Origin of the sequence: Nocardia sp. NPDC057663 (genome assembly GCF_042799895.1) — a bacterium.
In the GTDB taxonomy this organism is placed as follows: Bacteria; Actinomycetota; Actinomycetes; order Mycobacteriales; family Mycobacteriaceae; genus Nocardia.
In genome coordinates this window covers 76568-92942 of record NZ_JBHVHX010000023.1, presented here as the reverse complement: position 1 = coordinate 92942, position 16375 = coordinate 76568, and the positions used below count along the sequence as shown (strand labels likewise).

Genomic DNA, 16375 nt, shown 5'->3' with positions numbered 1-16375 from the left:
ACCATCCGCATCTGGGACCCACGCACCGGCCAACCCATCGGCGAACCACTCACCGGACACACCGGCCTAGTATCGAGCATGGCGTTCAGCAGGGACGGCACCCGCCTGGCCAGCGCCAGTTGGGACACCACCATTCGCATCTGGGACCTACAATCCCGCCAACCAATCGGCGACCCCTTCACCGGACATACCGAGGCGATCTACAGTGTGGCGTTCAGCCCTGACGGCACCCGCCTTGCCAGCGCTGGCGGCGACAAGACCATCCGCATCTGGGACCCACGCACCGGCCAACCCATCGGCGAACCACTCACCGGACACACCGGCCTTGTCTCTAATGTGGCGTTCAGCCCTGACGGCACCCGCCTCGCCAGCGCCAGCAGCGACGCGACCATCCGGATCTGGTCGACCTCGGCAGGTGCGCCGTCCCCGCTTTGCGAAAAAATCCACGCAAACATGAGCGAGAAGAACTGGGCACGTTGGATTTCACCAACCACTCCGTACCGGACGCTCTGTCCCGGACTGCCGAGGAGCCCCGACTGATCCCACGAAGCGGAATTGTTTATCCAGTCACCGCGGTGGAATCTGCGCTCGTGCTAGGGCTGGGCGGTGTCCACCTGGTGGTTTCGGAGATATCAGACTCAGCCAAATCCGGTCACACTCTCAGGCGGTGAGGCACGGCGGGTCGAGCCTGCGGCCGATATGCAGCGGCACACGCGCCTCTGTCTTAGCAACTCGACAGCCGATTAACGGGCGGCTGATGACAGCGGCCACGGCGATCCATTTTGGGGATACGCTGGGGATAGGCGGAAGGTGAACAGATGATGCCCGGCTGCCCAAAGTCTGCCAAGTCAGATCCGACCGATGCCCGATGATGATTCGCTGCAGACACGCCGCGAAGTGGTTACTCCCCTCACGGCGGAGCTGGCGGCTGCCGGTTTCGACGATGCATTGGAGATCGGACATGGTGGATACGGCGTGGTCTACCGCTGCTGGCAGGTAGCGCTGGAGCGAACAGTGGCGGTCAAGGTGTTGACCGCTGAGTTGGATATCGACAATCAAGCACGGTTCCTTCGCGAACAGCGAGCCATGGGGCGCATGACCGGACATCCCAACATTGTGACCGTCCTGGCGGCCGGCGCAACCGGCAGCGGCCATCCCTACCTGGTCATGCCCTACTATCCATTGGGTTCACTGGATGCCTGGATTCGTCGAGGCGGTTCGATCCCTGTCGAACAGGCAGTGTTGGTCGGCCTGAAGATTGCCGGATCTCTCGCGAGCGCACACCAGAGAGGAATCGTGCATCGCGACGTGAAGCCGGGGAATATCCTGCTGAGCGACTATGGCGAGCCCATGCTGACAGACTTCGGAATAGCACACGTCGCTGGCGGATTCCGGACATCCGAAGGAACACTGACAGGGTCACCCGCCTTCATCGCACCCGAAGTCCTGGAGGGCGACACCCCGACTCCGGCCGCAGACATCTACGGGCTCGGCGCCACACTCTTCTGCGCTCTCACGGGACACGCAGCGTTCGAACGCCGCTCGGGCGAAAATGTGGTGACCCAATTCCTCCGAATAACGACGCATCCGGTGCCAGACCTGAGAGAAAGCGGACTGCCGGAGGATGTTGCCGCACTCGTGGCAACGGCTATGAACCGGAACGCAAGTCAGCGCCCTACCGCCTCCGCTTTCGGCGAGCTCGCCCGGCAAGTCCAGCGGGACCACCAATTCACCGTCGATGTGATGGCCTTGCCAGCCAACCTCCGTCCCGAAGCCCAGAACGAAACCGACCGCACACCACCGTCCGCGGCCCCCTCGGTAGCCGACCGGGTCTCCGATGGCTTCCGCGGAAATCTGCCGCTGGAGTTGACGAGTTTCATCAACCGCCGTGCCGAGTTGGCAAAAGTAAAGGACCTGCTGTCGACATCGAGGCTGGTAACGTTGACCGGCACCGGTGGTGTGGGAAAGACACGGTTGGCCCTGCGCGCCGCATCAGCTGTATCGTTTGACTTCGCAGACGGCGCCTGGCTAGTCGCCCTCGCCGATATCTCCGACAGTGCCCTGCTGACCGATGTGATAGCGGCAGCCCTCGGCGTTCGCGACGAGTCGTTCTCGCCGCTGCTCGAAGTCCTCACCGGGTTTCTCATCCCACGGCACGCGTTGATCGTCCTGGACAATTGCGAGCACATTGTGGATGCAGTCGCGCCCCTGGCCAGCACCTTGCTGCAGCGATGTCCGGACTTGCGCATCCTGGCCACTAGTCGCGAACCGCTGAATATCGCCGGCGAGGCGCTTGTTCATGTCGTGCCGTTGGGCGTGCCTGAACCGGGCCAGGAGGTTGCACCCGCCACCATGTCCTCCTTCGATGCGATGGCGTTGTTCTCTGACCGTGCTGCCGCCGCCGTGCCGGGTTTCCACGTGGATCAGGCAAACGTGTCTGCCGTGGCGCAGATCTGCACCCGTATCGAAGGCCTACCCTTGGCGATAGAGCTGGCTGCGGCACGACTGCGCTCGATGTCCACCGATCAAATCCTGCAGCACCTCGACGACCGCTACTCGCTGCTCTCACGTGGAAGCCGCGATGCGCCAATGCGGCAGCAGACGATGCAATGGTGTATCGACTGGAGCTACGAGTTGTGTGTTCCAGTCGAGCAACGGATGTGGGCTCGTCTATCTGTGTTCGCAGGCGGGTTCGAACTCGACGCGGTAGAAGCGATCTGCAGCGGAGGTCTTCCCTTACAAAGCGCCCTCGACGCGTTGTCTTCTCTTGTCGACAAGTCGATCGTGGACCGACAGGAGATGGGGACCGTGGTGCGTTTCCGGATGTTCGAAGCGCTCCGCGAGTACGGTAGGCACAAACTTCGCATGTTCGACGAAGACCTCGAACTGCGCCGTAGGCACCGTGATTGGTACCAGAAGCTGGCAGTGGACGCCGAGGCCGGGTGGATCGGACATCAGCAGCCTGACTGGATCGCCCGCCTGGACCGTGAGCAGTTCAACATCCGCGAAGCGCTCGAGTCGCTCCTCGCCGAGGGTTCAGCGGATGCTGCTCAAGCGGGTCTGCGCACCGCTGCAGCACTTTACGAGTTCTGGTTCTTCCGCGGACTGTACGGCGAAGGTCGATCGTGGCTCGCTCGCGCCTTGGACCAGTCCCACGTCGGTTCGGTTGCCGACCGCGTCGCGGCACTGCGCGCAATCACACAACTTGCCGCCGCCCATGGTGACTTCACCTCTGCTACAGCACATTTGAGTGACGCCCAGAGACTTGCAGCTCACTCGCCTGACCCGATGATCCGAGCGCAGGTCGATCATGCAGAGGGTAGCCTCGCTTTGCTGAGCGGCGATCCGATTCGCGCCTGTGGATCGCTCCGACGGGCAGTACGGACTCTCGACGCGCAGCGGACATCAGCACGCTATATCAATGCGTTGGCATATCTCGGCTGGGCGTCCGAGGTCTTAGGCGACTTTGCTCAGTCGGAGAAGCGCCATCAGGAGCTGCTGGCAGTAACCGAACCGTGTGGCGAGTTGTTCTATCGTTGCGGCGCCCTGCGCGGGCTAGCAGTAGCTGCATGGCAGCGAGGTGAGAACCGCCGTGCGCAGCAGATGGTCAAGGAGGCTTTGAACCTCAACCGCAGACTGAACAGCCCGATCGCAGCGGCGTTCAACCTTCAAGCCATGGCGTGGATAACTGCTGCCGACAACGACTTCGAGCGTGCAGCCGTCCTACTCGGGGCCGCCGATGGATTGTGGCCAGCGTCGAGCGCTGACACAACGGTCTTCCCGAACATGTCGCCGTTTCGCACAGAGTGTGAGCGGACAACGCGTCGCAGCCTCGGCGAGCGTCTATTCCACATCGCATACCAGCGTGGCCACGGCCTCAGCCCGGATGTCGCCACCGATTTCGCTCTGCAAGACCGCCCGACGCCCCATACCTAGATTGCTGACCACTACGCCGGTGGCACCGAACGGGTCGTGGGATGGCGTGCCGTTCGATACGCCGATCCTGCCGATGGCCAGCGCCTCGCCGATGAGCGAGGCGCTGGCCGAGAATGCCGGCGTCGACCGTCACAGGGTCCAGGAGGAACCCGATGCTTGTGCGGTGGAGGTCGCCAGCGAGAATCCCGACGGCTCTGGCGTTGCCGCGGCTGATCGGTGACGATGCGATTGTGACCGAAATCCATGGTCGCACCACACCAAAACGGTGTCTCCTTTGGACCCGATGACGCCGGCGAGTAGAACAACCGAGTGTGATCAGGTCTGATCGAGCACGAAGCCAGTTCATCAGGGCCAGGTGGTGGACGGCACGTCCTGGCAGCCGGTCCTGGTCACTCGTCTTGTGAACATGAGGGGCAGGTCTGGTAGCTGCGCACACCAGTTCGTCGCCGCGGAGCGGCGATGCCCGTCCGGATTGGCAAACCTGCCGATCTCAATTTTCCCGCTGCCAGAGCCTTTTCAGGGGGTGAGGATGAAGTTGGAGAACCCACCATGGCGGGCCGGCAGGTTGTCGAGGGCCTCGTTGATCTTCTCCAGCGGGAAGGTGTGGTGCTCGAACACCGACAGGTCGAGCTGGCCGGTACCTGCGAGATCGGCCATGTCCTGGGCTTCGGCTGTGGAGAACCACAGACTGCCCAGGATGCTGATCTGCTGGGTCATTACCGAGATCATGTCGATTGCAGGGCGTTCCATCATGCCGCCGACATCGACCGCGATACCACCCCGGCGCAGGGTGGTCAGCGCGTTGAGATACGCCTCGGCGGGTGCGTCGGGGGCCAGGGCGTCGATGACAACGTCGACGCCCTCGCCGTTGTTGTGCTCGCGGGCCCAGCCGCGCAGGTCGGTGGTGGTGCCGGCGGCGACTACATGGATACGGTCCGGGGCAATCCTGCGAACTTCGTCGAGAAGATCAGCGTTTCGGCCGGTGCCCAGAACGCGGGTCGCGCCCATCGCCAGTGCGCTCAGAGCGGTGCCCAGACCGAGCGTTCCCGAGATGCCGTCGATGAACACCGTCGAGCCCGGTCCCACGCCGGCCCGGCGCAGCGCGGAGAAGCCGGTTCCCAGGTAACCGAACCGTGCGCCCTGCTCGAAGGTCACGTTGTCGGGGAGTTTGACCAGGTTGCGCTGCGGTGCGGTCAGGTACTCGCTGAATCCGCCGTAGGGGTAGGCGTCGAAGCGACGTTGCCCGTCGGGGCCGAACGAGAAGTAGCCCATGAAGGTGTACGAGTCGCAGTTCTGGTCTTCGCCGCGTCGACAGGCACGACAAGCGCCACACGACAGCCCGGGGTTGACATAGACGCGGTCGCCTACCGATACGTTGCTGACATGGCTGCCCACCGCCGCGACCACGCCGGTGGTGTCGAGGCCGAATACGGCAGGCAGGTTCGGCAGCGGCAGCTGGGGGAACCACTGGCTATAGGAGGCGAGAACGTTGCGCAGGTTCGGAACGATGTTGCAGGCCTTGACCTCCACGAGAACATCGGTGGGCCGAGGCTCCGGAACGGGCAGTTCTTCGAGGACCATGGGCTGGTTGATCGCGTGCAGGCGAGCGACTCTCATTGTCGATGCCATATGAAATCTCCTGATCAAATGAGGGGGCTGTCGTTATTCAGTTGTGAATGCCGGCGCGGGCCGGAGGTCGACGACGAAGTCGGGTTCGGTGGCTGCTCGGACATCGTCGACGGTGATTCCTGGGGCGATTTCTCTGAGCACCAGCCCGTGTTCGGTGATGTCGAAAACACACAGGTCGGTAATGATGCGTTCGACCATACCGAGACCGGTGATCGGCAGCGTGCATGAGCGGACGATCTTGAAGGAACCGTCTTTGGCCAGGTGCTCCATGAGCACCACAACCTTCTTGGCGCCGCTGACCAGGTCCATGGCGCCGCCCATGCCTTTGACCATCTTTCCTGGGATCATCCAGTTGGAGATGTCCCCGGTGGCCGACACCTGCATCGCGCCGAGTATGGCGGCGTCGATCTTGCCGCTGCGGATCATCCCGAAACTGGTAGCGGAGTCGAAAATCGAAGCTCCGTCACGCAGGGTGACAGTGGCTTTGCCGGCATTGACCAGGTCGGCGTCTTCCTCGCCTTGGAAGGGGTAGCGCCCGGTGCCGAGGACACCATTCTCCGACTGCAGTACCAGTTCGATATCGGCAGGCACGAAGTTGGGAACCAAAGTGGGCAAGCCGATGCCGAGGTTGACGTAGTCACCATCGGAAAGTTCGGCCGCCGCGCGCGCCGCCATCTGATCGCGGGTCAACCCGCGACCCGCCGATTGCGGTGATTGATCCCGCACTGCAGCAGGTGGGGCGTCGGTGGGGCGGGCCAGCACAGTCAGTTTCTCGATGCGCTTGTCCGCGGCCTGCTCCGGGCTCAGCGGCAGCACCCGGTGCACATAGATCCCTGGCACGTGGATGTCGTCGGGGTCGATCTCGCCGGCGTCGACGAGTTCCTCGACCTCGGCGATGGTGATGTTGCCAGCCATCGCCGCGAGCGGGTTGAAGTTGCGTGCCGACTTGCGGAAGACGAGATTTCCGTGGCGGTCGCCCTTCCAGGCTCGCACGAGCCCGAAATCGCAGACGATCGACTTTTCGAGGACATAGTCCCGGGTCCTACCGCCAAAGGTGAACTGCTGCACAGGTTTCGGACAGCTATGCGCGATGACGCTGCCGTCCGGGCCGTAGCGGCGCGGTAGGCCTCCTTCGGCCACCTGGCTGCCGACCCCCGTGGCGGTGAAGAACGCCGGGATGCCTGAGCCGCCTGCTCGCATCTTCTCGGCGAGGGTGCCCTGGGGCACGAGCTCGACCTCGAGTTCGCCGTGGAGGTATTGCCGTTCGAATTCCTTGTTCTCTCCGACGTAGGAGGCCACGATCCGCCGGATGCGATGTTCGCTGAGCAGCAGACCCAGCCCCCAGTCGTCGACGCCACAGTTGTTTGACACCACGTCGAGGTCGGTGACCCCGGCGGCGAGCAGGGCGCCGATCAGAACGCTGGGGATTCCGCAGAGCCCGAAACCGCCGACCGCCAGTGAGCTGCCGTCGCCGATCCCGCGGATCGCTTCTTCTGGTGTGTACACCACTTTGTCCATTTGCGCCTGCCTTTCTGCTGCCGGTGCGCTCGTGCGTCCAGGCAGCATCACGTCACCGGGCCGAGTTGCTGGGTCCGGGACAGCTGAATCGTGACTTCGCTAGAGGTTCAGGAAGTGACGAGGGTGGGGATCGGGTGTGCGGGCATCAGCGGTCACAGCGCCGCGTACCACGTCGAGAATGAGACCGGGCTGATCTGGCAACACGTCGCTTCGCCACGCAACGTGCCCGTCGGGACGCACGAGAACGAACGCGGCCTCGTAGGCGCCACGCAGTTGAACATCGACGGTGGCAGAGTGGGCTACGAGCACTTCCAGCGGCATGGACCGTTCCTGGGCCGCCGTGACGAAACCGTCAACGGTGTCCTCTTCGTGGCCAATGACGACGAGGGTGAATCCGTGACCGAAACAGTCCAGTGTGGATACATCGGGCTCGAGCCATACGTGCGGGGCACGATGCCCAGGCCGGGCTGTCGGGATGTACACCTCGTAGTTCAGCGCTGGCGAGGGGGTTCCGTCTTCGATGCACACCGGGGAACCTTCGTAGCGGTATCCCAGAGACGCTGGGATGTTGTTGAACTCGCGTCGGAAGGTCGTCAGCAGGGAGTCGGCAAGCTCCCGGCGGGCTCGTTCTCCGTCCGGTCCGCCGGCCTGTATCCGTGTCCAGAACTGCTTGTGGCCGGTGCGGGTGGCAATCCAATCCTTGTAGATGCTGCTGGCCAGTCCGGAGGTCTGAGCCACACACTCGCGGCGTTCGGGGTCGTAGCTGTCGAGCAATGCTTCCCCCGCCCACCCCTGCAGGACAGCGTCCAGCTTCCAGCCGAGGTCGGACGAGTCCTGGATGCCGGTGTTCATGCCGAGTCCGCCAGTCGTGGGCATCGTGTGGGCGGCGTCACCGGCCAAAAAGACTCGTCCTTCCCGGAATCGGGTGGCGACGGTTTCCCGGTTCGACCACGGCAGAATGTCGGTAACGAACTCGATCTCGACCTCGGTGCCGGCGATCTTGCGGGCTGCCGCGGACATGTCTGCCTTGGTGATCTCGCCCTCACCAACCATCACCGTGACCCGGTACTTGTCGAGACCGTCGAATGGGAGCAGCGAAATCGACATGCCAGCCGGTTCGACCACCGTGAATCGACCCAACGTCTGGGCCAGGGGGATCGCAGCCAGCTGAGGGCTGCGGATGATTGCCTCCGCAGAGGTTCCCCACACCGAGGACTTGACGGTATCGATGTTCAAGGACCGGCGGATATTGCTTCGCGCGCCATCGCAGGCAACGAGATAGTCAGCCGTCACCTCGGAGGTTCCGGATCCATCGGCCAGTACCGCGGTGACTGCTTCCGACGTCTGTTGCACGTCTGTCACGGCTGTGTACAGAAGGGTGGTGACGGTCGGCTGATCTTTTGCAAAGCTCAGCAGAATCTCGTTGAACCACATCTGTGGGCAACGCTGGGCGAAGGTGGGGCTCGTGGACGGCGGCTGCATTTCCGCGATCGAGGGCCAGTGGATGCGCGCGAGCTCTGGCTCGGACAGGCTGGTCCCCCAAACCACATCCTGCGGGTGATCGAGCGGCCATCCGCAGTTCCGCAAGGCCTCATCGATGCCCCACCTGCGGGCGAGTTCCATCGTGCGGATGCTCACCGCGTGCAGGCGGGCATCGCGTACGACGCCATCTCCCTGTTCGACCAGGAGCACCGACCGCCCGCGCTGCCCCAGGTCGCCGGCCAGCGCAGCGCCAGTGGGTCCTGCACCGACCACGATGACGTCGAAATGCGTGGTTGGGAGATTCGTTGACATGTTTACCTCGTTCAATATGGGGATGTAGCGGTCGCTACAGGGGCAAGCTGCTACCGCGTCGGGGCCGGTTCTGCGGCATGTTGCAGTGCCTGCCTCACCTCATTGATCGTCGACACCTCACCGAGGAGTCCCAGGTTGTTCAGCGCGCCCTCATGCGCCGAGTCGTCGGCGGCGCTGCAGGCGTCAGCAACCACGATGGTTCGGTAGCCCAGGTCAGAGGCCTGGCGTGCCGTGCTCTCCACCGACATGTTCGTCGCGACCCCGCCGATCAGCAGAGTGGTGATCCCGCGACTGCGCAGGGCGAGGTCGAGCGAGCTGTTAGTGAAGCCGCCGAAGCGTTGGTGGGTGATCACCACGTCGCTGCCACCAACGTTCAGTGCCGGCACCAGTTCGGCCTTGTCGCTGCCGTCCTTGAGACAACCCGCCTGGGCGACCATGGCCAGCAGCGGGCAGTTGGCGACGAGGTCGCTGTAGTCGGGCTTGAATGCGACACGGGTGAAGACGGCGGTCCCGCCGGCCGCGCGGACCGCCTCAGCGAGGAAGTTGTTGCCGGCGACGACGTTGCGGGCCTGAGCGTTGGCGGCGAAGAAGTCGCCAAGCGCGCCATCCGGTGCGATCACGTCTCCTTGGAGGTGGACGATCAGAGCCGCGGTGGTTTGGGGGGTGAGTTCCATGTCTGTGAGCCTTCGATACGGTCCGGCGAGTCAGCCGAGCCATTTGATGATTGATGCGAGGGTTTCCGACACCAGGTCGGGTCTGCCGTCGAAGTAGTGCCCGGCACCGTTGACCGCCAACAACTCTCGGCGTGGGTGGCGCACGCCGTCGTAGAGCGCCTGGGCCATCGAGGGGAAGCAACCGCGGTCAGCGGTGCCGTATGCGACGAAGACCGGGATGCTGACCTCGGCGAGGCGGTCTGGTCCGAAACCACGGGTGTCGGTCACGCTCCACTGCGATAGCCACGATCGCAGCGTGCTGAAGCTGCCCAGGGTCACCGGGCGCAGATTCGCCGAGACGGGATCGCCCCACAGAGTCCCCGGTTCACGGTCCGACGCGTCGAGGGTGGTGTCGACAAACCGCGGATCCGCGCACGTTCCGTGTACACGGAACGGCAGGTCGGGCACATCGTCGCCATACAGTCCACGCAACTGGGTCAGCTGGTCCTTCACCCATTCGGTGATCGTGCGCATACGGCGCTGCTGCGCATACCGGTACTGCACAACCCACTCGCGGTCCAGCGGCGCCGTTCGATGTTCTGCGAACAGATCCAGGCTCGTATCGCGCGTGTAGGGGTCGTTCTCGTCGACGATCGCCGGATCGAGCCAGCCCTGGAGCAGGTGGGCACGCCCAGCGTGGGCATTGAGCATGACCAGTGCGTCGACGCCGGGTAGCTGGGCTGCGGTCAGATCTGTCCCGCCGCCTCCGGGGGCATCCCGGATCGTGGGATTCTCGGCTTGGGACTGATACAGCGCGGCCAATCCCCCACCGCCGGAATTGCCGACAAGCACGATTCGTTCGTACCGCTCGGTGTCGCGGAGGTGTGTGATGACCGAGCCCAGGTCAGCAACGCAGTTCTCGAGGATGACCTGGCTGTCGTTGCCGCTGTAGCGGGTAGCCACTCCGACCGCGTCGACACCGAGCTCAGCAGCCGGAGTCAACGCATAGTGGCCGACGAAATTGGAACTCGGGTGGCAGAACACCAAGACCGTGTCGGTAGTGCGGCCCGGCGTAGCGCGTTCTCGCCCACACCACAAGGTGCCCGCGGCGCGGGCGATGCCGGAGTAGACATCGCCGCCCATCGCCGCTTGCATCGGCACCGCCAACAACTCACGCATTGCCGCCCACCGACTCCTCGAGACGAGCCCACGTGTAGGGGTACTCGGCGTCGACGCACTGCTCGAGTGCCGCGGTCAAGTACAGCGGCTGGTGAGTGTCAACCATCACCTGGTACTCGTCGGCGCGCGCGGCGCCCAGTGCTCGTTCGACGTTGCCCGGCTGGGGACCGTGGATGAACCCTGCCGGATGGACGGTGATCGATCCCAGGCCGACACCTGTACCTTGGCGGGTCTTGGCCTGGCCCTTGGCGTAGAAAAGGACCTCGTCGCTGTCGACGTTGGAGTGAAATGGCGGGATCGGTACCGAGTCGGGATGGTAATCGAGCAGCCGCGGCACGAAGTTGCACATGACGAACCCCGGCGCCTCGAGGATCTGATGCAGCGGCGGCGGCTGGTGCAGGCTGCCGGTGATCGGCTCGAAGTCGTGGATGCTGAAGCTCCACGGATACATTCCACCGTGCCATCCCACGACATCGAATGGGTGGTGCTTGTAGACATTGCGTGTCAGGCCGGTGCGAGTTCGGACGTAGACCGGCACGTCTGTGCCGGACTCCTCGACCAGCTCGGCGGGCCGGCGAATGTCGAGTTCACAGTACGGCGTGCCCTCGATGTACTGGCCGCGAGCGGACAGATACCGCTTCGGCGGGTGAATGTGTCCGCGTGCTTCGACGAGGAACATACGCAGTTCCTCACCGTCGGTCACCGTCCAACGATGGATGGTCGACGTGGGCACGATGACGTAGTCACCTTCGGTGATCTCGATACGGCCGAACGTGCTTTCCAGTGCGCCGCTACCACTTTCGACGTAAACCAATTCGTCGCCGGTGCTGTTCTTGTACAGGCTGCTGGCCTCAGTTGCGACGGTGTAGCCGATACGGACGTCGTCGTTCGCCAGCAGGATGACCCGGTCCAGCACCGCGTCGCCCTTGAGGCTGAGGCTGTGAGGGGTCAGATGGATCGGAGACAACGGCTGGTTCGGATGCAGTCCCTCATCCGGGGTCTGCACCGGCTCGATCGCAGTCAGAGCACTGGGAGGGTTGCGGTGGTAGAGCAGCGAGGAGTCACCGACGAAGCCGTCTTCTCCGATGAGCTCCTCCCAGTACAGCGAACCGTCGGGCTTACGGAACGCGACATGGCGCTTACGCGGAATGTGGCCGAGTTGGGTGAAGTAGGGCATGGGACTGTTCCCTCCTGCTGGTTCGAGCCGGCGGTGACCGGCATGACTTGGCGGTATGGCGGTTGTTTTGGACCGACGGGATACCTGGGCTGACTGCGTTTGTTGTCAGGCCGATGGGGACGCGTTTCTAGGCTGGTCAAGCACGTCGTGGCGCATGCTGGTGGCCCTTTTGGAGCCTGTTGGCTCTGTCGGGACATCCGATCCCGCAGGCTGATCGAGCATGCGGGAGACACCGGCCCCTTTCATCCAGCCCAGATGGCACGCAATGCGCTCGCGGGTGTCGACCGAAGGCCCGTGCTAGAGGACCCCCGCCTGCGCAGCGATGGCCGTGGCAGCCAACCTCGCTTCGGCACACGACGTACATCCGTCACCGTCGGCATCCGAGGTCTTCGGCGATCGCGATGTACTCGGGTGTCACGAGCACTGGCGCGTGCACATACGAATTCCATGCGACCTCCTTCACCGTCGAATTGCGTCTGCTGCCGCGCGTGTCGCCCCTTTGACCTCGACAGCTACCGCCATCCGATTCGGCTGTGATGGGGACCACTGCGCGACTTCTACGAGAGTGACATAGGCTACAAACTATGTAAAACTAAAGTTCTCAACTGAGAACATCAGGAGAATTGATGCCTGCCCGGTTCACGCTCACCCAGCTCGAGTACTTTTTGGAGGTAGCCGACGGGGGGTCGATCAGTGCTGCCGCCGCGAGCACACATACCAGCCCCGGCGCAATATCGATGGCGCTGAAAGAACTCGAGCAGCGCCTTGACGTGCAGCTATTCGTGCGCAGACCCTCGAAAGCTGCCACCTTGACGGCGGCAGGACAACGCATCCTCGCCGACGCCCGGCGCATCCTCGCCGACGCTGACGAACTCCACAACAAGGCCGCCAGCGATCAACACGACATCACCGGCCACCTGGCCGTCGGCTGCTATTCCACTCTGGCACCGTTCCTCATCCCACCGGTGCTCGACGACTTCGCTCGCGAACACCCGGCCCTGACCGTGCAGATACTGGAAGGCTCCGGAGACACCGTCCTCGATGCCATCACCGAGGGACGCTGCGAGCTCGGGTTTCTCTACAAGCAAGATCTACCCGGCGGGATCGAATCCGCAGTCGTCCGCACCAGCAAACCCCATGTAATCCTCGCCAACGATCACCCACTTGCAGCCCACCGGACGATCCGATTGGCCGACCTAGTCGACGAACCACTCATCATGTTCGACGGCCCCAGCGCTCGAAACGCCGCGGCACTCCTCGAGTCCGTCGGCCTACAAGCTCACATCCGCCATTTCAGTTCGAACATCGAAGTCGTCCGCAGCCTCGTCGCACGGGGAATCGGATACTCAATCCTCGTGCAGCAGTGGCCCATCGAGATGAGCTATGAAGGCCGTCCTCTCGCCGCCCGACCAATTCAAGACTCGATCCCAGAACGCGAAACCGTCCTCGCGTGGAGCAGTGGAACCAAGCTGACCAGCCGGGCTGTCGCTCTCATCGACTTCTGCATCGCCACGTTTCGCGACGACTCTCGCGACTACGTCTTCTAACCGTTGGCGCCGAAGCATCGCGCAGCGGTGCAACAGAACGACGTCGATCGACCCGCCCGACTCATGCAGTCGCGCTCAAGATCTTGCTGAGGCAGCACAGGAACCGACGCTAAGAGTTGCCGAAACCATGCCCCGACCTGCCAGAGCCGCTGCAACGGACAGCGGAGCACTGGCTGGTGGCGGCTGAAACAGGACGACGCTGTTCGCCATGGGCGCTCCTGGAACGGGTTGTGGCCATGGTGGCATCCTGGCTCAGGGCTGTGTCCGATGCGTCAGTCGAGGCTGGCGCACTGACCGACTCCGTCGCGTGACCCGCCACACCGCGCCTTCCCGACCCCTCGATAGTCCTGCTCAGATGTGTAGCCCGTCGATGGCCCGTCTACCGACACGGAAAAGGCACCTGCCAGTGCCCCAGCCGGCATGCTGAAAATGAATCCTCGTGAGGCCAATGGATCTCCCGTCGATCAACAAGACCGACCTTCCGCTCCCGATAGATCAGAATCTCGCCCAGCACACCTGTCACCTGCACCGACCCCGAAAAGCGCGACCGTCACCGAGACCGACGACCTTCTGATCGCCGACAGCGGCGGCGCAGATTGCACCTTCAACATCGTCGCGGCGGCCCGCTTCGCCCCCGACACTGCCCCGACCCGCGCCGCGGGGACGGCCCAGACCTTGGCCGCCACCGCCCGCCCCTTCTCGTGGTGGGGTCGGCCCTGCCTCCACGCCAGACAATCTCGCCGAGCGCCTTGAGGCCGTGGGCTTAGAGCCGTCGGAAACCGAGACTGGCATGTGGCAGGACCTACGCGACCCGCCCCGAGGCACACGTCGACGGCCTGGAGATCTGCCCGGAACCACTCCGGAACAGCTCGCCGACTACGCTACGGTCCTCGCTGCGAACTGGAAACCGCCCGCCGCCACAGTGCTGCAGTTCCTCGCCGATGCCGCCGGCTCGGCGCCCAGCGCCGACTGTCCTGCCCGCTACCTGGTCGGCTACGTCGACGACCGTCCCGTCTACTCGGCCGAGGTCTTCCTGCACGCGGGCGTCGCCGGCGACTACAACATCGCCACACTCGCCACCGACCGCCGCCGAGGATATGGCGGCGCCATCACCCCCTGACCCTGCACAGCAACCACCCCGTTCCTCATCAAACGCCTGATAGTCCGCCGACAACGCCTCGTCCGGCCCGGGGCATCGTCCAAATGGACACCGCCGCGGTGCTTGTGCGCCTCCAGCTTCGACCTCGTGCCTGACCAGCGAAAAACGCACATGGGGACCGGAGAGAGACCACCCTCTTAGTCGGTAAGGCCAGGTTGTGCAGACGCGCAATGCCGACCACCGCCTGGAACAGCCGTCACCCAAGAGGCAGCAGTCGCGCAGGATTCCGCCCAGGCTCGGCAGTCGTTGCGGTTACCGGGCAGCGGCCAGCCGACCACCACGACCAAACAGGAGTCGGCGTCGATGACGACCTGGTGGTTGGTGCAGTAGCCGTAGTTCCTCGACTGCTCGGCCACTGTGTGGTCGCGGGTGGGTACGAGAGTGCCGTCCGCGATGCGCACGGTGTTCCGGCGGAACCGCCTACGCTGCCGGAATGCGAGCTTGGGGCCGAGGCAAGTCGCGGATTCGACGACGACAGTACTGATCGCGTTTCGCACCGCCGCCGACAACAGCGGAAGCAAGTCGCTGATCTGGCGGTCCGAGCCACAGACCCTTCGTATCCGACTCGGGTCGTCAAGTCATCGACACACCACATCGGTGCCTTCCTCGGCGATCTCACGGCCTGGATCTGGCGATCTCGATGACAGGAAGCGGCGTCCTCGACTTCTCGCTCCTGTTGCATCGCACCCACAACCTGCTCGGGGTCCAATAGCCCATCAGGCACCGTCAGAAGCGCCGCTGCGGCGCAACGCAGTCGAAGCCGATTACCGTGCGACGCAGCTCAAATCGCAGCTGCCGAGGATGTTCAGTCGAGGTAGCCGAGCAAGGGATACGAGCGTGACGGGTGGCAGAGCTTGGACATCGTCCTTGCCTCGATCTGCCGAATCCTCTCCCTCGTCACGCCGAAGATTCTTCCGATGTCCTCGAGCGTTCGTGACTGGCCATCAATCAACCCGAAGCGAAATCTCATGACAGCGGCTTCTCGAGCGGTCAGGGAATCGAGTACCGATGCCACATGACGCCGCTGGAGAGCGAAGGACACCGCCTCGAATGCGACTACACCGTCGGAGTCCTCGACCACATCGCCAAGCCGAGTGTCAGACTCATCGCCGATCATCTGGTCCAGGGAGACCGGTTCAGACGCCAGACGCTGAAGCTCCAGTACCTTCTCAGGTGCGATACCCATTCTGTCGGCGAGTTCTTCCGTCGTCGGATCGCGACTCAGTTCTTGGACAAGAGCGCGCCGTACGCTTCCCAGCCGATTGATAACTTCTACCCCGTGTACGGGGATGCGGATGGTGCGCCCCTGGTCGGCCAGCGCGCGGCTGATGGACTGTCGTATCCACCACGTCGCGTATGTCGAGAGTTTGAACCCCTTCTTGTAATCGAACTTCTCGATAGCACGAACAAGACCGAAGTTCCCCTCCTGTATCAGATCGAGGAAGTCCATTCCACGCCCGTTGTACTTCCTGGCGATCGACACCACCAATCTTAAGTTCGCCTCGAGCATGTGCTCTTTGGCCCTCAAACCATCTCGCTCGATCCACACCAAATCCCGCCGCCGAGCAGCGCCTAGGGACTTCACGTTTCCCGAGCTTTCCTGCAGCTTCCAGGCAGCGATCAAGCCAGCTTCGACGCGGATTGCCAACTCCACTTCCTGCTCTGCTGTCAGCAAGGGAACACGACCGATTTGCTTCAGATAGGCCCGGGTCGAGTCGATCTCGCCGATTCCATCTCCTCGCGAACCGCTGGCCGCTACTGCAGTCGGAATTGCTACCATTCG

General features: G+C 63.4%; 11 protein-coding genes and 2 pseudogenes. 5 read left to right on the top strand and 8 right to left on the bottom strand.

Going from position 1 to position 16375, the window contains the following annotated elements:
- From ACFVAV_RS31105 to ACFVAV_RS31095, 3 genes are all read left to right on the top strand, one after another.
- On the top strand, positions 1–540 hold a 540-nt coding region (locus ACFVAV_RS31105; protein WP_379039145.1), incomplete at its 5' end, for a WD40 repeat domain-containing protein.
- A 321-nt stretch (positions 541–861) separates the two neighbouring features.
- Positions 862–3936, top strand: a complete 3075-nt coding sequence (locus ACFVAV_RS31100) for a protein kinase (RefSeq protein ID WP_379039144.1) — start codon at positions 862–864, stop codon at positions 3934–3936.
- Between the two features lie 19 nt (positions 3937–3955).
- On the top strand, positions 3956–4156 hold the full coding sequence (locus tag ACFVAV_RS31095; RefSeq protein ID WP_379039143.1) for a hypothetical protein: 201 nt from the start codon (positions 3956–3958) through the stop codon (positions 4154–4156).
- A 296-nt stretch (positions 4157–4452) separates the two neighbouring features.
- Here the strand turns inward: ACFVAV_RS31095 and ACFVAV_RS31090 are convergent, their stop codons facing one another.
- The 6 genes from ACFVAV_RS31090 to ACFVAV_RS31065 all read right to left on the bottom strand — a co-directional run bounded on the left by ACFVAV_RS31090 (position 4453) and on the right by ACFVAV_RS31065 (position 11886).
- A complete protein-coding gene (locus tag ACFVAV_RS31090) occupies positions 4453–5565 on the bottom strand; it encodes an alcohol dehydrogenase catalytic domain-containing protein (protein ID WP_379039142.1) in 1113 nt (370 codons plus the stop codon).
- Positions 5566–5598: 33 nt separating this feature from the next.
- Positions 5599–7083, bottom strand: a complete 1485-nt coding sequence (locus ACFVAV_RS31085) for a 3-oxoacid CoA-transferase subunit B (protein ID WP_379039141.1) — start codon at positions 7081–7083, stop codon at positions 5599–5601.
- Between the two features lie 99 nt (positions 7084–7182).
- Positions 7183–8877, bottom strand: a complete 1695-nt coding sequence (locus tag ACFVAV_RS31080) for an FAD-dependent monooxygenase (protein ID WP_379039140.1) — start codon at positions 8875–8877, stop codon at positions 7183–7185.
- Positions 8878–8927: 50 nt separating this feature from the next.
- On the bottom strand, positions 8928–9551 hold the full coding sequence (locus ACFVAV_RS31075) for a cysteine hydrolase family protein (protein WP_379039139.1): 624 nt from the start codon (positions 9549–9551) through the stop codon (positions 8928–8930).
- A 30-nt stretch (positions 9552–9581) separates the two neighbouring features.
- A complete protein-coding gene (locus tag ACFVAV_RS31070) occupies positions 9582–10709 on the bottom strand; it encodes an alpha/beta fold hydrolase (RefSeq protein WP_379039138.1) in 1128 nt (375 codons plus the stop codon).
- The gene (locus ACFVAV_RS31065; RefSeq protein ID WP_379039137.1) at positions 10702–11886 is read right to left on the bottom strand and encodes a homogentisate 1,2-dioxygenase; all 1185 of its coding nucleotides are present in this window, start codon (positions 11884–11886) and stop codon (positions 10702–10704) included. The genes ACFVAV_RS31070 and ACFVAV_RS31065 overlap by 8 nt, the downstream gene beginning before the upstream one ends.
- A gap of 626 nt (positions 11887–12512) precedes the next feature.
- Here ACFVAV_RS31065 and ACFVAV_RS31060 point away from each other — a divergent pair.
- A complete protein-coding gene (locus ACFVAV_RS31060; protein WP_379039136.1) occupies positions 12513–13433 on the top strand; it encodes a LysR family transcriptional regulator in 921 nt (306 codons plus the stop codon).
- A gap of 790 nt (positions 13434–14223) precedes the next feature.
- On the top strand, positions 14224–14553 hold the full coding sequence (locus tag ACFVAV_RS31055) for an N-acetyltransferase (protein WP_379039135.1): 330 nt from the start codon (positions 14224–14226) through the stop codon (positions 14551–14553).
- Between the two features lie 218 nt (positions 14554–14771).
- Here the strand turns inward: ACFVAV_RS31055 and ACFVAV_RS31050 are convergent.
- Positions 14772–15044 (bottom strand): annotated as a pseudogene (locus ACFVAV_RS31050) (IS5/IS1182 family transposase); the annotation flags it as partial.
- 353 nt (positions 15045–15397) lie between these two features.
- Positions 15398–16309, bottom strand: a pseudogene (locus tag ACFVAV_RS31045) (RNA polymerase sigma factor); the annotation flags it as partial.
- Between the last annotated feature and the right edge of the window lie 66 nt (positions 16310–16375).